The organism is Trichococcus sp. ES5 (assembly GCF_900067165.1).
GTDB classification, from domain to species: Bacteria; Bacillota; Bacilli; order Lactobacillales; family Aerococcaceae; genus Trichococcus; species Trichococcus flocculiformis.
In genome coordinates, this window is record NZ_FJND01000022.1 from 1 (window position 1) to 22517 (window position 22517).

Here is a 22517-nt window from a genome sequence, read left to right on the forward strand (position 1 = left end):
ACGGAATTCGACCTATCAGATCAGACTTCTCTGAGCAAACGGCAGCTTACCCAGCTCCAAGAGCTTACTTGGCTTGAGCAGCAGTATAATCTCATCTTTTTGGGTCCGAGCGGTGTGGGGAAAACGCACTTGTCCATTGCCTTAGGCATGGAGGCCATCCAGAAGGGGTTTCAGGTAACATTCGTGACAATGGGAGAACTACTCTCCCTTCTGAAAACTGAAGAATTCACGCGGAAATCGCAGGTCCAGCTCAATCGGATCCGAGCATCTGATTTAGTGATTATTGATGATTTGATGTACATGGCAATGGAACAAAGGGAAGCTACCCTGTTTTTTCATTTGATCAATCATCTATATGAACGGAGTTCAATCATCTTGACCTCAAATAAGAGCCCCGAGCAATGGGGAGAATTATTGGGCGATGAGGGAGTCGCAATGGCTATCCTAGACCGTATTCTGCATCGAGCGGAGGTCGTTCACATGAATGAAGCTAGCTACCGAATGAAACATCGTCAGAGCATGTTTGTGAGCGAAAGTGTTCAAAATTAATTGGCGTTAACTGTTCAATTCTACTTGACGCTGACACTACTCTTGAATAAGTCGAATTCTATCATTCTTCCCTGTTCCAGCAAACTGAAAAGTGATTGTATCACCCTCGTTAAATGTAACAACCATAGACTCTTCAGGCATTATTTGAATTGTATTAGGGTCGCCATTAATATAAATAAGTCCATATCCACGACCTGGATCTGATCCACCAAAAACACCTGGTGTCCATGTTGCTGAATAGGTACCTGGTTTAATATTATCCGCACTTATCACAACATTTACTTTCGTTCCATCTCCACCTGTCATAGCTACATCACCTGTAATGATATTCTGAGTTTCTTTTTTTGTTACAGTGTATTGTAACTTGTCAGTTACCTCACTCATTGACTCACTATCTTTATCTTCCATGCTACTAGACGATTCAGCTTGTTCTGGTGTATCGTTTATAGAATTTTCTATACTTGACTCACTAGTTAAGTTTTCAGCAGAACTTTCTTTATCAACCACTACATCTGTCTGTTCAGTTTCAGGTGGGTATGTATGATAGAAAATATCGATTGGTACATCGTTTGAGAAAGCTTCTCCGCTCTCGAAATCTTCTTGCCCATTAATTGTGACTTTTTCAACTGAGCCATCTTCCGTTAACCAACCGGTTATCAGATCTTCCATTTTCGTCGTTTTTATGTTTGTAAACCCGGCATTTTTGAACTGTTCAACTACTGATTCATAATTCTGTGTTGCTAACTCACTTGAAGCAATAGGGACCGATAGTTCATTATTGTCTGAACTATCGGTTGATGTGGAGTTCCCACTAAAAACCATATTAAGGAAGATAACAAAAAAAACTATTACACCACCAATTATGCCGAATTTTATTAGCTTTTTCTTTTTTTCTAAATCTGCATCAGTTAATATAATAATTTCAACTTTGGCTTCTTTACGAAACTTACCTAAAATACCAGTTTTTGGTTCCTGAATAACTGAAATTTTCGCATGTTTTTTATCAATCCCTAAATCTTTTAATCCTTTTTCAATTGCATCATTAACCGTTTCTCCACTATAAATTGCCATTTATTTTCCTCCCTAAAACATTCTAATGTATAGCAATCTCTATTCTACAGTATTAGATACATGCGCATACCCAATTTTTATCTATATTTTCTTTTTCTTTACATTAATTATTTTATATTTATAATCTACATGAAGAAAGTAATAAAACTAATTTTACATATGTGTCGAGTTTGGGCACACCCTAAACCATCAGTCGTTTATAGAAGCTATTACGGAATATGACGAACTACTAATCCGGCGTTAGCATTGATATGAACGAATATGAGAGCAAGTCGCCCTGATGGATCATTAAGTCCAAAAGGGTGACATACTCTCTTATTGTCGTCATGCCGCTATTTCAAAAATTCTCTTCTGAGCCTTGAGATATCGTTGTAGATTAAGAATTGTGCCATCTGATATTTGTACATTAAGTTCATCTTCCGTAAGCACGATAGAATTGTCTTTCGCCAGTTTTTCTGTATACTCAAAAATTCGATTTACAAGAATACCTAATTCCTCGGTTGAAAGCTGAATACTGATTTTCTCATAGTCTTTGTGTTTTTTCAGATTTTCTAAGCAAATCATCAAATCATTTATCGAATCTAAACTTAGGTCACCTCTACGGATTCCGTTTATATAGTTCATTAATGATGCTCTAAATTTAGTTACAACTTCTGGATCGTGATTTTTTATTTTATAGTAAATACCAACTCCTGCAGCGACTATACCAGTGTTTATTCCGGCAATAACAAGTGCCTTCTTATTGTTTTTTGCGAACTGAATTGCTTTAGCACCCAAGCTCTGAGCCTGTTGAGCAACTTCCATATGAACTGGTTCAAGGTGTTTTACTATGCGGCCTTTGTTGGGTCCTGTTGCATAGCGAATAACGCTACCAATTCTTCTGTATTCTCCAGTGAGGATTTTCGTCGAAATATCATCTGTTAAATCATAAGCGTCTTGTACAATTGCCATTTTCTACGCCTCCTCTACAACGCTTTAATCATCGATGTGATATCTAACTTTCTGCTTTGCTGTATAGCAGCTTTTTAATTTCCTTTTTAAACTTTTCCTCAGACTGCTTAATATATGTATCAAACTCTCTATAACTATTAACCTGTTGCGGAATATGAATTGATTGCTTAAATATGTTGGCGCCATAACCCGATAGTTTACCAATTTTACTATACTCAGAATCACTAGTGCTTGGGAATACAACCCCAGCACTTTTTGACTTCAAAATATACGAGTAAGTAATTATCTGATATAAATCTTCTCGGCTAATGCCTTTGGCAGTATATTCAAGCTTCTTATATTTTGCATCAAGAACCACATCAATGTCCTTATTATAAAAATCAGGATATATCATTCTTTTTCTATCAAAAAATAACGAAACCCCATCTTTACTTTGCTTATTTTTAGGATGAATGAAGTCCGACTTTAGCATCGTGTTCAAATATTCTTCCCATAGCCATGCAACGTCAAATAAGATACCATGAATATTTTTACTTTCCCCGCCGATACTGTGCCGTCTATGTGTTAAAATCATTAAGCACAATTTTTGAAGTGCTAAATATTCAGTATAGTAAGCGTGTCTTACAGGAGTGTTTTTATTAGCGATAATTACTTTCCTCTTGTTACCTAAATTGTATGACGGCGTAACAAGAATGACAGCTGAAACATTTTGTTTTGTAAGCTCCGAGGAATTAAGAATTATTCTCCCATTCTTTGCTGAAAGTCGGATAAATTCTATTGTGTGTCTCACTAGTTGCATCAAATCGTTATCCTGAGTAAACTCTCGCGTTGAATAGGCCACTTTACCTGTAAACGGAGTATTCGATTTGATGTGTCTAGCAATATCAATGCTTCCTTTAATATTGGTATTATTATACTCAAATCTACGATATTGCTTGAAGATACCTTTCCTCATAGCAGCATTGAGATATCTAGGGAACAAATACATCAAAAGTTGATAAAGCTGCTCCTCCATTGATAGTTTAGAATCCAAATCCACGATATTGATATTGAGTACTTTCTGCAACATATAGTGCAAAAAATAATTATTTTTACCTGGTGAGAAACGTGAGTGAATCTCTAATTGTTCATTTTCGCAACCAATGAAGCCAATGACATTTTGGAATTTAATAGTATCATTTACGGTTTCAATGAATTTTGAGTCTTGATCTAAATCATCAACAGCTAAAAAATCACTTGGAAAAACAAGTAAATTCTCATTCTCTGAGAGTTCCGATAATGTCCTATCTACCAATTTAGCTGAAAGTTTCGGATAAGCTGCAACAAATTCAGATTTTAAATAAGTATGATTATCTTCTACCCTCATCAGCATTTTCCTCGTTTGTTTGGTCTATTAAATCATAAGCATTTTTCATGTCGTCTAATTTTTCTTGTTCTTCATAGTTTCCACGAAGATATTCTTCCAATAATGGCTGAAGATAATCTGTCCACAATACATCATAGTTATAATCTAACTCAGGTAATTTCAAAAAGTAACTTGGTCCAATGTGGTAATTAGAATTCAGATCATCTGTATCCGCAATTTGCTTATTCAATGCAATTAGACGATTAGTAGCTTCTTCTACCTGGGTGTCATCTAGTTGTCCTTGCCACATAATTGTCGTTTCTTCCGCCCTAATTTCAATAAATCTGAATCGTCGCCTCATTGCAAAGTCAAAGCTATCAACAGAACGGTCAATATCGTTCATCGTTCCTATAATATAAACGTTATCCGGAATATAGAATTTTTCTTTACTATTTATGTGAAGATTTGAGTATTGGGTATGGATACCGTATTTTTCTTCTCCGCGATAACCAGGATCGATTGAAAAGAAAAGCTCACCAAATATTTTTGAAATTTCGCCACGGTTTATTTCATCAATGATGAAAACATGTTTTTTCTTTTCGCTGCTTACTGTTTCGCCCTTTTTAAATGGTTTTAAATCAAACTTTTCAGTCAAATGATTTAATACAATATTTTGGTATGTCTCATATTTAAGGTTTGTATCTTCGCCCCGATAAAGTTTGTATACATTCTCTTTAGTGGCAACTGGGGACTTGAATTTGATTGAATTATGTGAATTTAACGTTGCGGGAACACTGCTTCTATTCATCATATAGCCGTCTGCGCTCTCGTTGATCGCATGAATTAAGTTTTCCCAAGCAGCATCAAAATTATCGACTACACCGACTGTATCAGATTTAGTAGCACGCTTACAAAATTCTTTAAAAATTCCATCAACTAGTTTGAAAGAAACTTGTTCCTGCTCATCACCAGTTACAGGTCTCAATCCCTCAACAAAATCTGTATAGTCGTAACTCGGATGGAACTGAACGAATCCATATTGGCCACTTTCGTTTAGTTTATCTTCATCTACACCAATTAACGAAGCAGCTATTTGTCTAGCTAAATATGTTTTACCTGTTCCTGGAGCACCACGGAGTATAATATTTTTTGATTTTTCTAGCTTATCTGCTAATTCATTTGCTTTTTCATTGATTATCACTCTTTTCTCCTCGCCTTCAAGAAGTGAAAACTCTTTGTATAATTTTTTCAAGTTATCATTTGGTTCAGAATCAGAAAACAAGTCCAAAGTATCAATCAGATAAGAAATGCCGCTTTCTTTATCTCCTGAATTTTTACTCCATTCCACTATCCTTAATGATTTCATTTCGAAGTTCTGGAAAGTAGCACGGATATTGGCCCAGTACTCATTTGCCAACCCATGACAAAAATATGGCAACATGCTGCTTCCATTGCCACTGATAGGTCCGTAAGACCCCGTATTAAATAAATGAATATGATATTGAACGCCATCAATAGTAACATGATCATAACCATTTGAACGTTGAAAATGGTTATTTTCAAACCCCTCTATACCTAGAGTTGTCTTTCTATTATTCTTATCTTGAATGTTAATATTGCCTTGTTTGACAAAGCGTTTTAGAAGATACTTGAATTCTTTGTATTTATTTGAAGTATCACTTTCCATAATTGCCTCCTTAACTATTCCCTAGATCTTTAAATCAACTAATTGTTGAGGGGAGCTCTTTCTTAATTCTATATATGGTATCTTGATTAACCCACTGTACCTTTAGCAATTTTCTTAATAGGACAATGTGAATTCTTCGCATCGGCGGCATAATTGACTGATTGACATTTGTAGTACGTTCAAAATATATTTTCCTATAGGAAGCCTGAGGCCTTCTTTAGTTCTTCTCGATCCGTCATACTCATTCCGAACATTTTTCCCTCTTTCTTTCACAGCGTTTATTATACACTTATAATCCGTGCAAAAAATTCCATAAAATCGGCATTTTACAGGTGGTAGTTTTGGGGGCACACCCTATAAACAGAAATGGTATTCACGAAATAAAAAGGAGCAGATAGGCTACTCCTTCTACTCCTTTTTTAACGGGCTCATATACATGCCCTATTTTAAAACTTTGACAACAATCCTCGTAAGAATCAATAATCTCTGCCTTTTTAGGTCTCAATGCGCAGGGATCTCTGTACGAAAAATTGATATAAAAATTAGAAAATTAACCAACTCCTCCATGCCAGAAGGACGAGGTTTTGCGACATTCAATTTTATTTTCATTCCACTCTTATTTTTTTTTAGAGCTTCCAAAATAAAATAGAAACGCTCTTCTTAGCTAGGGTCCCTACATCTTATGTAGGAGGAAATCACATTTTCTATGATGGAGATGAATTACTATTCTTTCTTTTGAAAATAACTTTTTGTTATTTGATATTTTTGTAGGTAATACTCACTTCTTTCATCATCCCCCAGTAACTTATATAAGTTAGCTATAGACTTATATTTCCAATGACCCACTTTAGCATTTTGTATTTCTTTTTTATCCAAGTACTTTTCAAGCGATTTTAAATTGTCCCATGCTTTTTCAGTGTTTCCGCTTACAATGTGAAGCTCGGTAAGCTTATCATATACTAAATATTTATTTTTTTTATTTTCTATACAATATTTGTTTAGCACTGCAATTGCATCTTCATAGTCAAACAGTTCAGCTTTATAACTTGCATATAGTAAATAATTATTATGCTCAGTAGGTTTAATATCTATTTTTTCTGATAAAAACTCGAAAAGGTCATCATAAAGTTCCCTTTCATAAAGTTCTTCACAAATAATTTTATTCCTTTTGTTTTCTCGTCCTATTTCTTTTGAAATATATTCTATCATTTCACTTACACCCAAGGATTGAATTATTTCTGATAACTCATACTGGGAAAAATAATCATTGATTTTACCTTTAAGAATAGAATCTTCATTATGAGAAAGAATAAGGTTTTTTTCAAAATACTTCAATTTGCTCACTTCAGCTATGTAAAGTAAATTATCTAAGTCCACCTCCGTAAGTTTTTCTTGTAAACGATATAAGCACTTATAATATCCATGAATATAAGAGATATTTCCCTTGTCTGTAGATAGCAAAGATTTAAATATTATTATTGAGTCTTTATAATTTTTCTTCTTATAAAGAATCTCGGCTTTATCTTTTGTAAGTTCCATATCTGTAGGTCGGATTCTAAGAGCCTCATCAATATATAAAAGTGCAGAGTCTATATCCCCAGATTTCCTTGACGCAATCGCTTGATGCTTTTTTGAGTAAAATTCATTCATCGTATTGCTTGTTGTTGTTGTTGAATATATAAGTTTTTTTTCTTTCACTTTTAGAATAACTCCCTTATGCGCGAGCCTATAGTGATTATTTTCTTCAGCATATATTAACTTTTTTAGAAAGGAATATCATCTTCTGAAAATCCTGATTCTAAGAACATTTTTCTCATATCACCCACTACTTTTGATGCGTTTTTCCTAGCTAAATCCATCGGATCGGACTCTTCATCTCCAAGGTCTATCACCTTACGGCTAACAATATTTAGATTTTTGAGTACATAGTCGACCTGTTTGTCCATTAAACCAATTGGATTGCCTATGCTATTTCGAGCTAGAATTAACACATTTCCGGGAACCTCTTGCGGAATCAATTTTCCTTCAAGCGTATAGGACTGCATAAAGTTTCCGTTCTTAAATAAACCTATATCATCTAACCACATATCAAATTCATCGTTCAAGCTAAAATAGTCTACCAAACTGCAATCTACCAAACGACGTAGTTCTTTCAAATCTACACTACCATTCGTTGTTCTTACGTTTACCACTTCAATCTCTTGATCCCCGATTAAGATACCTTTTGACGGTCTTTTTTTTAATTCTTTTCGCATTTTTTTCTCTAAGTCTTTTCGCATATCTAATTACCATCCTTTTATATAAGAATTGTGTCAGTGCTTCAAAGAACAATAGTACTTTTATCATTGATGATAGTTCGCAAAAATTTATAACTCATATTTTTCTTATTTCAGTTTCTCATAGTTAATGATATAGGTCCAACAAAAACTCGATATAAAAAAATAAAAAAAATGCTAATTGTCCATTTTAAACTATAGATTATTTACAATAACAAATTCGATTTAGGTAGTTTTTTTTGAGTACATATATCTTAGCATTTCTTTTCAAAAATCTAATTTATTTAACACGAGAGAAGCTGTCATAAAGTCATTTGAAATCTATGGTGGTTCACGAAGGTTCTTATACCATCATATTTATCAAATACCTCTATACCTAATGTAATGTATTATTGAAATATGTCCATCCAATGTGAAATAGAAATCTATTGATATTGTTCATTCGTTATATATTACGCTCTTGCGTGTTCTAGTTCACGCTCCCAATGAGCATCGTTTCCCCATCCCATAAGATTTACCCCCTTCCAGGACCCACTCAGTTTGAAATGATTTTTCCTAGTCTACGAGCGATTTAGCTCGTAGGACCTTATTTCTCAGGAGAAGATTATTCCATATTGAATTCTCCGTAATATTCTGGATAATAATCTGAACCATCTTCACCAGTATGATCCCCATTAAATAAAGGCTCCGTTGGGTACATATTTTCATCAAAATTTTCAGTAAGCAATCGCCCCATTTCATCAACATAATATTTGGGCCCATTTACAGTGGCAACATCTGCGAAGGAACTAATCCAATTCTCCTGATTACTCGGTACATCTATAAAAAAATTTTCTTGCGAATATGGATAGTATGTTGGGTCATCTTCAGGAGAATGATACCCCATTATATGGACAACATCCCCATTAGGATTCTCAATATAATCCCCCTCATGATCAGTAATAAGACCTTGGGACCGATCATAGACTGAAATCGTTCCGTCAAATGTATTTACAGGATCTTCTTCTTCATTTATTCCACTTATCGTTTGCATATTTTTAGAGTGAAACAAACTATTATTTTCTGGGAAGACACGCGTGAGCGCTCCAGAATATGTAATTAATAGATTTTTTTTGGCTCTTGTGAGGGCTACATACAATAATCGAGCAACCTCTGAATCTGCTTCCTCTAAGCTATCCAAGGCAGAAAGTCTTTTCTCAAGGATTAAATGTGCGTCTGTACAATATGGGATAATAACAGAATCAAACTCCATCCCTTTAAAGGCTTGATAGGTACCTACCAGTATTCCGTTCTTATTACGGATATACTTCGATTCTCGCGTTACATGTGTTTTCTCGACATTTGTTAAGCAACTTAAAGAATAGAAAAATGTTTGAGCATTTTCATTTGTAGGAAACATTACTGCAACAGACCCATATCTAGCAAATTCCGCCGCCTTATTTTTTACATAGGTCATTTCACCTTCTTGCAAATTAAATCCAACGACTTCGGGCAACTGCCCTTCATTTGAATTATAGATACTGTCGGTTTTTTCCTCTATTTCGAGGCCTATTTTTTCTTTTATAGCCTTTGCTAAAGATTCGATTTGTTTAGTATTCCTGAAATTTTCATCGAGTTTATAAGTCTTGTTAATCTTCAATCCCACATTTTTCCAAGGCGTTCTACTGTTTCCGTAAATTTGCTGTGCCGAATCACTAAAAAACATTATGCTTCCATCATTACCAAGGTAAGATACAAGGGAACGAATCATCGTAGCGGAAAAATCCTGCCCTTCATCTATGATGATATGCTTATATTCTTGGAATAGGTTCGGATTTTCAACTAAATCTCTATTAAAATAATAAGAAATGTCATCCCAGTCGTACCTACACCCACTTTGTTCACGTAACTCAACATATTTCTCATACACCTTAAAAATGTATCTCCTATGATCTCTAGCTAATCCGCCTCTTCCGCGACCGGTTCTTTCAATTGAATAGTATTCTTCAAATGAAAGTGCCCCTACTCTTTGAAACCAAGTAATCTCATCAATGATAAATTCCGTGCGGTTTAACGTACTGATTTCATTTCCCTGTGAAGACTCCTCCGCTTTTATGAATTCAATCGCTTTCTTAATTAGCGATTCCTTAGTATCAGAATTTTCACCCTTTTTTTCACGCCTTTTAATTTCCTTTTGAGTAAGTGAGGACTCAAGTATGCCCAAGTTATCATCAAGTAGCGCTCTGGCGCGCATTTGTTTGGTTGCGAAGCTATGGTAGGTTTTAACTTCTATTTTTGCAAAAGAATCTTGTTCGCGGCCCATTTCACCCAAATAGGTAGCTAATGTTTTGTTATAAGACAAAACTAAGATGTCATTTCTACGGAAGTTTTGGCTGAAGAGATTACTAACTTGGGAGTTTATATTTGTGTTTCTGATATATTTAGCTCTCTGAAGTGCACAAACACTTTTTCCGCTACCAGCCACTCCTAATACAACATTATGTCCACGTATAGGTAATTCAATTACTTCTCTTTGCTTACCTCTAGGTATTATCAAATCAATCACCCTTTCGCTACATACAATTCATATTGATGAAAATAATAAAGCCAGTATATCAAGTGAAAAATCTACTTATTTCATTATGTATATTAGTTTTAGTGAGTAAGCAATGAACGGAAATTTTTGAACTCTGAAATTAGATCCTCATAACCTGTGACATCAAGATTTGCTTTCTCTTCAGCTTCTTGCAGATGTTTTTCGTATTCTTCGGCCATTGTATTTTTATTTACGGCAGTAGCCGTTTCCGCCCACCATTTTTCTAAACCGGTACAATATTTTTGTCGCGCTTCAGCCTTCTTATAAGCAGCTATTAAACTATCAGAAAATTTCTCCTTCCAATTGCGGCCGCTTAGTATTCCAGCGGTAGCCAACATGATAAGGATGGATATCCCAAGAACAATCGTTATGGGCCCACCGATACTGGCCACAAACGAGGTTGCTGCCGCTCCACCACCAACAGATATTCCTAAAGAGGAAAGAAGCCCTACTGCTTGTGCAACTACTATATACCCACCTAAATTCCCAAGTGTTCCGATATAAAAGGCCAATGCTCCATAGGTTCCTAACCCTGCTAAGCCAGTTATAAATGCTTTTTGATAGTCGAAATTGATTTTGGAAGCTTCAGCACTAATATTCAGCTTATTTAATTCTTTATCAAGATAATCCCTCAACTTATTAGAGTACAACACACATAAATCATTTGATTTTTGTACTAAAGTATTGTTGAGGTAATTTTGCAACTCCTCTTTATCTTTTTTTCGATTTTTAAACCCTTTTCTATTGATAACCTTCACGATGGCTTCTGTTGAAATGGTACGATCATAGAAATCTTTGAATTCATCGATTGATTTCACTTTATACAGTTCAATTTCGGTTTCTAATTTTTGTATGAAGTCGAGACTGTTTTTGTATACTTCATCCTTTTGTCCTAGCAATAATTGATAATCATGAGTAGCAGATTCCTTATCTTCAAGATATTTGCGAAAGGTGTCCAGTTCGTTCGATACCTCCGTATCTACCACTGATAAAGACGATTGCAGCACATCAAAGGTGTTGGTATGCAACATTTTGGGAATCTTTTCCAATAAGGAAATAAAGTCTTCTTTAAAGGATTTGCTCAATTCTGAATCATCACGAGAATAGGTGAAGAAGCGCTTCGAGAAATCCAAGTAATCGTAACTTAAGTCTGACTGTTGAGACTTGCTCACCCAGTAGTTTTCCGGAAGTACGGACTCCATACGCTCGGCACCTTTTTCTAAAATATTTCGCAGTTCCTCTTTATCCGCTACCACGTGAGCCTGGCTTGCAACTACAAATAAATTGGACAATGGTTCGAACCCGTTCTGTTTTGTCCCGATTGGATTCAAGCTGTCCAATACTTCTTTTAAATAGCTTATATCATTCCCGCGCATAAACCCGTTCGCTAACGACATATACACTAGAATATCCGCGTTATTTTTTCCTTCTGCCGCTTGGATATCGTCTTGCGGATTGTCTGATGTAGCAAAACCGGGTAAATCTAGAAGCGTGCATAATTTTAAAAGCGGCGCTTCGATATATACGACTGCGGCTGTTGCATCAGTATTCATATAATATTCGCCTTCGCGACTACCATATTTCTCTAAAACGTTAATGCCGCCACTCTCAATCGAACATTGTTCAAAGTAGTTTTCATCATGCAATTGTTCGATATCTACACTCTTATTCCCTGAGCGGTTTGATAGAATGACTACACTGTCATCTCCTAAGAAATCCGGCCTATCTTCCGTATGTACAACGTACATAAGTAATGATGTAATAGGCGTCCATCCGGCAGGTAAAACATCTTGTCCGATCATTGCATTGATTAAGGTTGATTTACCGACATCACTGTTACCCAGGAACCCTACGCGGGGTTTTCGGATGGAAGGCAGTGTATTTTCGTATATTTTTTGGAGCTTGTCCGCATAGTTCTTATGAAGCTGAGAGCTATTGCTATTGACCGCCATATATTCCTGTAACTGTGTAAGCTTGGCATTTGTGTCACTTTTCAAGGCCCGCAGCTTTTCCATTTCGGATACTTCTCCTTTCCAGGGATCATGAATTTTACTTTTAAAATTCAAAATGTCCCCAAGGGAGAAGCCGGTGTTAGCTGAAATTTCAGCTAACACCTCCAGGGTTAGATTTTGTGGTTCTTTTTCCCATCTTGAAACCGTGTTTTGTGATTTTCCCATTACATCGGCAAATTCGGCTTGTGTCATATTCAAAACTTTCTCTCTAAAATACTTTAAATCGAAATCCAATTTATAAACCTCCTATAATTATCAGAACCTCTTACTCAGATACATTTACGATCTCCATCATACTACGCAATGACTGCAGAGTAAGCCGGTCGATGGGACTGTAACTTTATCAAGAAAAAATCAGCTTTTTCGTTCTTTTTCCCAATCAAGAAGTCTTCACGAGTGATTTGTTTCACGGAACTTACCATTTGAGAATGTTTCACTCCAGGCATTTCTTTGGCAAAATCGCAAACTTCTATAAGCGACAAAGGGTCCTTGAAATATAAATATCTCGCGACAGAAATTTCTTTGTGACTCCCGACGTGACCATAGTGCAATACGACTTTCCAATAACATGCCTTTTTCATGAAAAATCCTCCTGACATTCGGTTTTTATAACTTGTAATTCGTTTATCCGTTTATCGAGTATTATTTTCCGTCCTTCATGGGTACACTTTAACACTAAGAAGATGAATGTGCAAGCGATATCTTCAAAATAACCAACTTTTATGTTTGCGCTTTCTTTTTCCGAGTTCATAAATAATAGGGAGCATCTTTTATCATATTTTTCATTCCTTCGAAGGCCACATGTCTCAATACTTTATTTTCAGTGGCATCTTGATATTTGTATTGAACGGAAACGAAGAAATCGCAATCGTTCAGATACCATCCCCGAACGGTTGCGATCGTTTCTACGTCAGTGGCGTAATTTTCATCATCATTCCAGCCATCTACAACCACCTCCATATAACTTAATTCTTCCGCTGTCATCCCAAACCTGTAGGCGGATAAGCTGTACATGTTCCACTTTTTCATAAATCATCTTCCTTTCTACAATTTAAAATACAAACCTTACGTTACATGATGGATAGGCCCGCCCCAATGGTGCAGACGGACAGCATGAATCCATCAGCAATTAAAACCAGGTACTCCCGGCTTTCTTTGTTTTGTTGATAGGAAAGCGTGGATAGGATACCAAACATCCCCGGAAAGACGACAAGCAGGAGTCGGAAGTCAAAAAACAAACTACCGATCAATCCCAGTATCGCGAGGCCATGCCTCACCTTAAACACGAAAGGAAAGCTGTTCTGTGGCTCAAACGCCGCATACCAAGCTCGGAAAATTTTCCGAAAGATGGCATCATACACAAAGAAAATAACGATAATCAACACCATGAGGTACGCCTCTGTAAGAAAGTCTCTTTCCATAAAAAAAACACTCCTTTTGTTCAATATGAATTTTTTAATTAATTAAAAAGTGCCCCAACCTAAAAATTTTTCTTTAAGCTGGGGCGAATGTCTAAACTAAAAACGCAAGCACTTCCGGAGAGGTGCTTGCGTTGTGAGTTAGCTTGATAAATTCATGCGTAACACTATCAAAACGATAGATATCCAAGGCTGCAGTAACGGCATAACAATTGCGGGCCCTATTTTTGCAAAAGACCGCACACACCAGCAAGTAGAATTTTAATGCGTTTGCGTTGGACGGCAGCTGCAGACTATCAAAATTAACCAGAACTAAATTATCATACTGATTAAATATACCGGTATTTCCAGATTGGTGTTCCAGAAAGTAGATTCCCTGTTTAAAAGTTCCTTCATAATCGAGTTTGTCTTGTTTTAAATCTTTGTAGGCTCTAAATACGTTCAAATAATGCACATCGGTGTCCAAATCAATATGGGGGTTCTCTGTGTAATTCCCGTTTGCCATGTAGCGGTAAGCATGATAATACGTGTTCACTAAGGCATCGCTAGGATTATTGATTTGAAACGCAATTTTAACGGCCTTCTCCATCGTTTTCCACATGCTATCAGCATAGGCATCCCAATCGCAGCCATCGACTATCCTGTGCGCAATCGCATGAAGCGTTCCGAATGCGATTCCGTCTTCATCGGATTTGAAGTTGCGTCTGCTGGGAAGTTCATGCTTTCTGGAAGTGAAAAGGGTACATCCTGGCAAGGATTGGCACAATTGAAAAGCGGCAGTTACCTGATTCTTTTGTTGCGATTGTTGATTAAACATAAAGCATTCTCCTTTTTCAAATGAATTTTTTATGATAAAGAAGGACCGCCAAATTCAGCGATCCCTCTATCTAACGAAACTTGGCTGGAGCCCTCTATCCTTATTACACACACACGCATTGCGCGATATCATGAAAACGTAACTGTTGCCCGTCTGTAGTTACGGGGATATCATTGAGCAAGGTAATGATATTCAAATATTTAATGTCTTTTTGAGTTTCGGAAATAGACAATAAAATGGATAGATTTTTCTTTGGGTTAATCAGCAGCGTGTCCCCTTTTCGTTCAGTTAAAACTAAGTTTTCTACTTGTTCAGTCAAAGAAATTAACACGTCCAGCAAATTAATCTGTCTTTCTTCCATCCTTTGCATTGCATGATCCGACAAGGTAATGTAGACCGGACCTGACGTTCTGCTCTTGATTTTGTATGTTGTTTTCATTATCGTTCTCTCCCTAATTCATTTTTTATAAAAATGGAAATCCTATATAAAAAAGCATTGTTCCATACTGATAATCCAGTACAAAACAATGCTCTTTTTTTTATTCCAAAGAACCCGCGCGGAGCGCCTCCCGCACTCTGTCTTTCCCAATCACCAATGAGTCGGCCGGATGGCCCTCGGTTTTAAAAAGTCAACTATCACCAACATTCCTGCTCCTAAGGTTAATCACCATAACAGGAATCCCAGTCAAAGCCACAGGAGTGACATTGACCATCTATCCCAATGTATTCCCCACATTGAGGGCACTCATTCCAAAAGTCTTGGTCGTCATCATCGTCCACAAAATCTGCGGACAAATCGTTCTCCTTTGAGAATACCGAGCATCTTCCAATCGCGATCGGAGTCAGACTTTCTTCGAGTGTCACCTCTTTAATCCAATAACCCTTGAAATTCCCTCCTACAACAATGTTCTCATATACTACTTTCCAAGCATTATTACCCGGTACAACCTCTAAATGCCACCGATACAGCGTTCCTCCTGAATCCTTACAAGTTACTACGTACTTTTTAAACGGTTCGATAATCATCATCTACACCCCATTCTTTTTATCATGTTTAGTACCAACCTCTGATTGAAAGCTAGATGATTGTGACTTTTCCCAATCACCCACCAGCGCCATGGACCGCGGAACCGCTCGCTGGTAACAGGTTTGCAGCAGACTTTCTCGATTGATGGTTTGAAGGTTACCTTCACCAGAACACAGGGCGGAGCCCAGCCAATCAATTCTAAGCTCAAGCACCGCGATGGAGAGCAGAACTCGGGTCAAACGAAAAATTTTCTTTTTTTATTTTCATTTGAATTTGCCCGGGCAGGGCGGTTTTATCTTTTATCTTTTCCCTGAAATCTGAATATAAACAAGAAGATAAGATTGCCATTAGCAAAAACACCTTAAGAAGCGTTATAATAACGTTGTAAGCGACTTTCATAGATATATTTATTTATATAGAAATATACAAAAAAATATATAATACTTTCTTTAAAAGACAGATATTTAACATTAACTGTTCAAAAATGCAAGTGCCATACTTATCTAGAGGGTTTTATCCTGATTTTAAAAAGAAGGAGAAACATCTATTTAAAATTAGCTGCAAAACGACTAGAACTAAAAAGGAGACTACTGTTATGATTGATGACTACAGGGATAATACTTTTAAAGTTGTGGAAGAAACATTCGTGAATAATAAGGGTGAACAACTAACCGTTGAAAAACATTATCGGAAACAAGCGAGAGGAAACTTTTATAAAACGCATAAAATAGAAATCATGGATTTATGTAAGGTTATCGGGGGATCAAAAGGGAAAGTCATGGCATATTTAGTGGAGCATTTAAATTTTACCGACAATACCGTTAAAGTCACTCACAATAAAATTGTGAAGGATACGGGAGTCAGTTACGCTGCGGTCTCAAATGTATTAGCGGAATTAGAACATGCAGGTCTGCTTAAAATGAAAACGGGGTATCTCATGATCTCGCCAGGTTTAATGATGCGTGGGGATTTAAGGAAAGAACATATGCTCGAGAAAGCCTATAGGGATTTCTATGAAGATGAACCAACAAAATATCCCAAGTCTATAATCTTACCTTCTATAATCGATACAAATTCCGAAATTTTGATTTTGAGCTCCTTTCCGATCGAAGGAGACGGCCCACATTTGCAGTATTATGCCGATTCAGCTGATAAGTTTTGGGAACTTATTTTTTCTTGCTTAGGGGAGGAAGATCCTACTGACTATGCGGAAAAAACAGCGTTACTGCTAAAAAACAACATCGCATTGTGGACTGTCATGCATATTATGCAACCAGTCCGTGCCGGCACCCTACAAAGGCAGTTCAAACCAAACGATTTCCAAAAGCTCCTGAAAAATTATCCAAACATAAAAACCATAGTCTTCAATGGTGATAAAGCCTTCCAACTATTTAAAAAAAGCGTTCCCTTAAAAGATTTCCCAGACATCAAACCATTTAAACTGCCCACTACCAGCCCAAGCAGAGGTCGATATGTCAAAACATACGAAGAAAAATTAAACGAATGGAAATGCCTCATAAAAGAATAAACGACATTCAGTGTAGACATGGTTCAATCTATTTGTAAATTTCAGTCAGACTATTTTAAAAGGTACCTCGTTTACCTAAAAACTTGTCCAAGAGAAAATTTATAAGTACAACAGGTCCACCCCTGGAAAGTCCGGGCTAAAGTAAAACAGAATGAGGAACGTCGTAGTGACGCTTCTCATTCCGTTTTGTTGTGTTTTACTGTCGCTTGTCTAACACCTATTCACTTTCTAGAACCTCGCACATTATCATTCGTGAATACATCTCAAAAATCGCAGACTCAACAATATCAGCAGGCGTTTCAAAAAACTCGTACTCCAAAGCTAAGTGCGTTTGCAACGCTTCAATCATCTTCATGGAGCCCCCATCTAATTTGAGGAACATACATGATTCGAATGCGTAATTCGACATAACACTCACCTTCCCTTTCTACCTAAAATATTCGCAAACAGTTCTCCAGGAGTTATCAAAGGAGAGAACTTTCTCGAAAATTTTCCGATTTTTTTACCTATTCGTGTCTGTTCGCTTTACAAAAACAAACATACGTTCGTATAATTGGGAGTATAAAGGATTTAAATCCAGACAAACAGACTAGCGGCGCTATAGGAAGGTGAAAGTATGATAAAGGAAACCAGAAAGCGAACAGAGAAAGTATTTGAAGAGTACAACGACTACCAGGATAGAGGCATGGTTAAGTGGTTAACGGCATTCTCAATGGAAGAACTGACAAGGTCCATTTCTGCTGGAAAAGAAGAGGCTCTGAAGGATATCCCTATCCTCGCTCAAATGAATGCAAGTGAAATTGACGAAGTATTAGTGGAGGCTCTGCAGAAAAACAGACTCGTATCCATTCAATTGAATCAAAAAGATTACCTCGGGCGTCAAACTGAATCAATAGTAGGATATTTCAGAGGCTCTCTTACGGGAAATAAAATCTTCATTAACAATCAATCGATCTCACTGGAATCTATTCGCAATATACAGCTTTTACAAGAGGAAAAATGGTTCCAAATTCACGTCTTTACAAATAATCGAATGCAAATAGCCGGAAAGAATCCTACTCCAACATCTTCCCCTATTGAAGAAAATGACACTTTGGATATGGAAATTACCTGGATTGAGGACTTCAATCAGAGCGAGGAGTGGATAGAGTAGTCGAGGCACCTGGGATATCTAGCCATCTCAGAAATAGGTATGTAGCGTACGGCTGTTCAGCGTTTTTTTCTAGTTTTGAACTATTTCTTTCCTGATTAAGAAAGCGTATACTTAATTTTAAGGGGGGGATATCATAAAGTTGGAACATTATGCGGAAGTAGTTGATCAGATTTGTTCTAAGATTGCAACTAGTAAAGCTACTATCAAAACGACAGAGACGTATCTACATAAGCAATTACGTTCGGGTGCACAGGTAGAGCAATTCTCTGATTATTATTCATTGCTGGATAGTGAAGAGGGCCGTCTTAGCGGATTGAACGAAGCACTAAAGATACTCCAATCACAATTATTGAAGTACAAAGCCGACCAGCAGTAGCAGCGGTCGGTTACTCATAGGGACTGCCAATTAGAATCTACTACGAAAAAAAGAAGGAACAAAGCTGACTAAATCAAGCTTTATTCCTTCTTTTTCATTTCTGTAAGATAGTTAAACCTCACAGCATAATGTATTAAATTAAAAACACCGACGGGTAATTTAATATGGACCCTATAGAACGGACACTGAAAAGTGCTACTCTATAGGGTCCACATAAATATAAGGCCGTCCTTTTTATAGGACTTTAGATACATCAAATTTTTCTAAACCGTATGTTTTCGTTTTTTTCGAGGCTCAATCGTAGTCATGTATCTCGCAGCAATCCTATATTTTTGCATTGATTTCGTATTTTATTTCTGCCATGTAATTCAATTATTTAATCAGTCAGTTGTAAATTTTCCAGGTTCTTCTGCAACGCTGTCTGACCAGATAACTTCTTCATATACATTTCCGGCCATTTTTTCCGCTTGCCGCATGACGATATTCAGCGCCTTTAGCGCCTGATCTGGCGGATAGTCATACTTACTAAGAAGCCTTTTGATCACACGTCTCATGCTCGCTTGAGCACTTTTACGAACACTCCAATCAATGGTGATATTGTTTCTTATGGCTAAAGTCAATTCATGAGCGATTTTTTTAAGCGTTTCATCTTCCATGAGTTCTTTTACGATATCATCCGCTGTCAGTGCATCATAAAAAGCGATTTCATCATCACTTAAACCCAGTTCAGCTTCTTCCTCATGCATCTTTTTAATATCGTGGGCCATTCGAATAAGTTCTTCAATCACTTCAGCATTTGTAAGTGCTTGGTTTCGATACTTATTTAGAGCCTTCGTCAGCCTTTCAGAGAACTTTTCTGACTTCACTAGGTTTCGTTTTTCCATGGTTTTGATGTTACCTTCTAATAATTTTTTAAGCATCTCCACAGCTAAGTTCTTCTGTTTCATTTCCTGAACTTCTTTTAAGAACTCTTCAGAAAGGATTGAAATATCGGGCCTCTTGATTCCCATAGCATCAAATACATCGATAACATCCTCTGAGATAATGGAACGCTCCAGCATTTGATGGAGTCTTGCTTCGATTTCTCTTTTTGATAATGGTGTTTTGTCTTTTTCCTTCAGCTTAACTAGACTTGCTTTAACGGCTTTAAAATAACTGACTTCAAGAGCCTTTTCTTTCCCCTTCTCAGTTGCAGCACATAGCGCATGAGCCTTACCTAGTTCAAGTGCTATCTTTTTAAATTCCTTTTGTTCCTCTTCTTTCTTTCCGAGAATGAAGTCCATACCACCTATAATGGTCCTCATTCTTTCCACTTGGGAGTTGCCCATGTATTTCGAATAATCATAGCCATGCATCATATCCCTTAAGATTTCCAGTTTTTCAAGCATAACAGCAACAGCGACATCTGTATCAATACCGGTATTTTGACGATCCGTATTGGTGTATTGTTTTAAGGCGCTCTTTAAGCTTTCTAGAATACCAATATAGTCCACCACCACACCACCAGATTTTTCTTTGAAGACGCGATTAACCCTTGCAATGGCTTGCATCAGGTTATGGCCTTTCATAGGTTTATCAATATACATGGTATGCATGGATGGCACATCAAATCCCGTAAGCCACATGTCTCTTACAAGCACAATTTTTAACTCATCGCTATTGTCTTTCATGCGCTTTGCCAGTAAATCTCTACGCTGTTTACCACCTAAGTGCTTCTGTAACTTCTCATGATCTGCCGCACTACCGGTCATAACAACTTTGATTTTCCCTTTATCAATATCATCATGATGCCAATCCGGTCTCAGCGCTGTTATAGCATCATAGAGTTCAACACAGATTCTGCGGCTCATGCAGACCACCATAGCTTTTCCATCGATACTCTTCGCTTTTTCCTCGTAGTGATTGACGATATCTTCAGCAAGTTTTTTGACTCTATTTGGAGATCCCACAATGGATTCCATTCTGGACCATTTGGCTCTGTTTTTATCTTTCTCAAATTCTTCCTGGCCTTCTGTAACCTCTTCAAATTCATCATCGATTTTGGTCATTTCTTCTTCATCTGTTTCCAGTTTAATGATGCGGTTTTCATAATAAATTCGAACCGTTGCTTCATCTTCTACTGCCTGAGTCATATCATAGGTATCAATGGTATGACCAAATATGGCTACAGTTGATCGATCTTCAAGATCAATCGGTGTTCCTGTGAAGCCGATAAAGGAGGCATTGGGAAGCGCGTCTCTTAGGTGTTTTGCGTAGCCATAATTCACTTCACCCGTTTTAGTATCCACTTTGGCCTCTAGCCCATATTGGCTTCTGTGGGCTTCATCGGCGATGATGATGACATTCTTACGATCAGTAAGTACTGGCATCTCACCTTCTTCTGGTTTGAACTTTTGTATGGTGGTAAAAATAATGCCACCGGACTCTCTATCGTTTAAAAGGTCATAAAGCCCATTAACCTCAGTGCTATTTCCATTGGCATAATTCGTTCTTTGATTATCTGATAGTTTCCTTACAGTTGCTTGTTTTGGCGTCTGACGCAGGATATCTTTCGATTTGGTGAAGGTTGTAAAGAGCTGATCATCCAAGTCATTTCTATCGGTGATAACCACGATAGTTGGATTGTTCAGTTCTCTCACAAGTCCACCAGTATAGAACACCATGGAGAAACTCTTCCCAGAACCTTGAGTATGCCAAATAACCCCAATCTTCCGATCGCCGTCTTCCTTCGTCGCTTCTTTTGTTTTTTCAATGGCTTTCTTAACAGCAAAGTACTGGTGATATGCTGCCAGAATTTTGATGATGGACTTTTTATCCCCTATTTTCTTCCCATCCAAATCCTTTTCAGATTCTTTGGACTCCTGGAAAATAATAAAATTGTGCATGATATCCAGTAATCTTTCCTTTTGGAACATACCATTTAGCAGTACTTCATATTGAGGTTGTGATAAAGGCGCGATATCTTCTCCATCTGCGGTTCTCCAATTCATAAACCATTCTTCGTTGGAGGTAATGGTTCCAGCTTTTGCATTGATCCCATCTGAGAGGATACAAAAAGCGTTATAGTTAAATAGAGACGGAATATCTCTCTTATAAGTCTGTATCTGGTTATAGGCACTATCAATCCCTACATTTTCGTCACTGGCAGACTTTAATTCAATGACCACAAGAGGAAGGCCATTCACAAATACAATAAGATCTGGTCTTCTCTCTTCATTTTCAATGATGGTAAATTGATTGACGACCACGAACTCATTATTACTCATATTTTCAAAGTCTATGATATAGGCTCTTTTGGTGCGAATGTGGCCACCTTCGTTAAAGGATACTTCTATCCCTTCTGTCATTAACTGATGAAAATAGCGATTGTTTTCTTCTAGCATTGGGCTATTGAATGTAATCAGTTGACGATAAGCGTCATCAAGCGCCTCCATTGGAAGATCTCGGTTGATCTTAAAGAGTGCGTCTTTCACTCTTTGTGAAAGGATCACCTCGCGATAGTCTTTCCGCTCTTCATAATCTCCACCTAAAGAGATGTCCGGGCCAAAGGCATAATCGTAGTCCAGACTCTGTAATATTTCAATAGCTGCTTCTTCAAGCATCGCTTCTGTAAAAATCCCATTTGCACTACTCATCACTACCACCTCCCAGACAATCTTTTATTTCCAAAATAGCTCTTTGATTTGCTTTTATTGTTTTATTGATCACCCCGCACCTCCACTTCTCCATTCA

21 protein-coding genes are annotated in these 22517 nt (G+C 37.1%); 4 read left to right on the plus strand and 17 right to left on the minus strand.

Annotated features, from left to right (window positions below; all coding sequences use genetic code 11):
* The coding region (istB, locus tag TES5_RS12810; protein WP_068562382.1) for an IS21-like element helper ATPase IstB at window positions 1-549 on the plus strand (549 nt) is incomplete at its 5' end.
* 36 nt (window positions 550-585) lie between these two features.
* On the opposite strand, the gene TES5_RS12815 is transcribed toward istB, so the two are convergent.
* The 15 genes from TES5_RS12815 to TES5_RS15260 form a co-directional block, all read right to left on the minus strand.
* A complete protein-coding gene (locus TES5_RS12815; RefSeq protein WP_068562383.1) occupies window positions 586-1620 on the minus strand; it encodes a Jag N-terminal domain-containing protein in 1035 nt (344 codons plus the stop codon).
* A 324-nt stretch (window positions 1621-1944) separates the two neighbouring features.
* Window positions 1945-2571: a hypothetical protein gene (locus tag TES5_RS12820; protein WP_068562384.1), complete on the minus strand. Its 627-nt coding sequence runs from the start codon at window positions 2569-2571 to the stop codon at window positions 1945-1947.
* 43 nt (window positions 2572-2614) lie between these two features.
* Window positions 2615-3937 carry a 5-methylcytosine restriction system specificity protein McrC gene (locus tag TES5_RS12825; RefSeq protein WP_068562385.1) on the minus strand — a complete coding sequence of 441 codons (1323 nt, stop codon included), beginning with the start codon at window positions 3935-3937 and terminating at the stop codon, window positions 2615-2617.
* Window positions 3921-5603: an McrB family protein gene (locus tag TES5_RS12830; protein ID WP_068562386.1), complete on the minus strand. Its 1683-nt coding sequence runs from the start codon at window positions 5601-5603 to the stop codon at window positions 3921-3923. The genes TES5_RS12825 and TES5_RS12830 overlap by 17 nt, the downstream gene beginning before the upstream one ends.
* A 723-nt stretch (window positions 5604-6326) precedes the next feature.
* Window positions 6327-7301 (minus strand): tetratricopeptide repeat protein, encoded by a 975-nt coding sequence (locus TES5_RS12835; protein ID WP_068562387.1) that lies wholly within the window; start codon window positions 7299-7301, stop codon window positions 6327-6329.
* A 65-nt stretch (window positions 7302-7366) separates the two neighbouring features.
* Entirely contained in the window at window positions 7367-7882 is a 516-nt protein-coding gene (locus tag TES5_RS12840) for a DUF3846 domain-containing protein (protein WP_068562388.1), read from the minus strand.
* 601 nt (window positions 7883-8483) lie between these two features.
* Complete coding sequence (locus tag TES5_RS12845) at window positions 8484-10415, minus strand: UvrD-helicase domain-containing protein (protein ID WP_068562389.1); 1932 nt, start codon at window positions 10413-10415, stop codon at window positions 8484-8486.
* Window positions 10416-10513: 98 nt separating this feature from the next.
* A complete protein-coding gene (locus tag TES5_RS12850; protein ID WP_068562390.1) occupies window positions 10514-12700 on the minus strand; it encodes a helix-turn-helix domain-containing protein in 2187 nt (728 codons plus the stop codon).
* Window positions 12701-12762: 62 nt separating this feature from the next.
* Window positions 12763-13047 carry a hypothetical protein gene (locus tag TES5_RS12855; RefSeq protein WP_068562391.1) on the minus strand — a complete coding sequence of 95 codons (285 nt, stop codon included), beginning with the start codon at window positions 13045-13047 and terminating at the stop codon, window positions 12763-12765.
* Window positions 13048-13213: 166 nt separating this feature from the next.
* Window positions 13214-13495: a hypothetical protein gene (locus TES5_RS12860; RefSeq protein WP_068562392.1), complete on the minus strand. Its 282-nt coding sequence runs from the start codon at window positions 13493-13495 to the stop codon at window positions 13214-13216.
* A gap of 41 nt (window positions 13496-13536) precedes the next feature.
* The gene (locus TES5_RS12865; protein ID WP_068562393.1) at window positions 13537-13887 is read right to left on the minus strand and encodes a hypothetical protein; all 351 of its coding nucleotides are present in this window, start codon (window positions 13885-13887) and stop codon (window positions 13537-13539) included.
* 91 nt (window positions 13888-13978) lie between these two features.
* Window positions 13979-14701 (minus strand): hypothetical protein, encoded by a 723-nt coding sequence (locus TES5_RS12870; RefSeq protein ID WP_068562394.1) that lies wholly within the window; start codon window positions 14699-14701, stop codon window positions 13979-13981.
* A gap of 103 nt (window positions 14702-14804) precedes the next feature.
* Window positions 14805-15140: a hypothetical protein gene (locus TES5_RS12875; protein ID WP_068562395.1), complete on the minus strand. Its 336-nt coding sequence runs from the start codon at window positions 15138-15140 to the stop codon at window positions 14805-14807.
* A gap of 221 nt (window positions 15141-15361) precedes the next feature.
* The gene (locus TES5_RS12880; RefSeq protein ID WP_143148254.1) at window positions 15362-15730 is read right to left on the minus strand and encodes a hypothetical protein; all 369 of its coding nucleotides are present in this window, start codon (window positions 15728-15730) and stop codon (window positions 15362-15364) included.
* A 202-nt stretch (window positions 15731-15932) separates the two neighbouring features.
* Complete coding sequence (locus TES5_RS15260) at window positions 15933-16076, minus strand: hypothetical protein (protein WP_157080414.1); 144 nt, start codon at window positions 16074-16076, stop codon at window positions 15933-15935.
* A gap of 247 nt (window positions 16077-16323) precedes the next feature.
* Between TES5_RS15260 and TES5_RS15045 the strand changes: the two genes are divergently transcribed.
* Window positions 16324-17256, plus strand: coding sequence for a DNA-deoxyinosine glycosylase (locus TES5_RS15045; RefSeq protein ID WP_178137857.1), 933 nt, complete (start codon window positions 16324-16326; stop codon window positions 17254-17256).
* Window positions 17257-17473: 217 nt separating this feature from the next.
* Here the strand turns inward: TES5_RS15045 and TES5_RS12890 are convergent, their stop codons facing one another.
* Window positions 17474-17611 carry a hypothetical protein gene (locus TES5_RS12890; protein WP_157080415.1) on the minus strand — a complete coding sequence of 46 codons (138 nt, stop codon included), beginning with the start codon at window positions 17609-17611 and terminating at the stop codon, window positions 17474-17476.
* A gap of 261 nt (window positions 17612-17872) precedes the next feature.
* Between TES5_RS12890 and TES5_RS12895 the strand changes: the two genes are divergently transcribed.
* Together TES5_RS12895 and TES5_RS12900 are read left to right on the plus strand one after the other, a co-directional pair.
* Window positions 17873-18409: a hypothetical protein gene (locus tag TES5_RS12895; protein ID WP_068562398.1), complete on the plus strand. Its 537-nt coding sequence runs from the start codon at window positions 17873-17875 to the stop codon at window positions 18407-18409.
* 139 nt (window positions 18410-18548) lie between these two features.
* Window positions 18549-18785 carry a hypothetical protein gene (locus TES5_RS12900; RefSeq protein ID WP_068562399.1) on the plus strand — a complete coding sequence of 79 codons (237 nt, stop codon included), beginning with the start codon at window positions 18549-18551 and terminating at the stop codon, window positions 18783-18785.
* Window positions 18786-19165: 380 nt separating this feature from the next.
* Here the strand turns inward: TES5_RS12900 and TES5_RS12905 are convergent, their stop codons facing one another.
* A complete protein-coding gene (locus TES5_RS12905) occupies window positions 19166-22420 on the minus strand; it encodes a type I restriction endonuclease subunit R (RefSeq protein ID WP_068562400.1) in 3255 nt (1084 codons plus the stop codon).
* Window positions 22421-22517 lie beyond the last annotated feature (97 nt).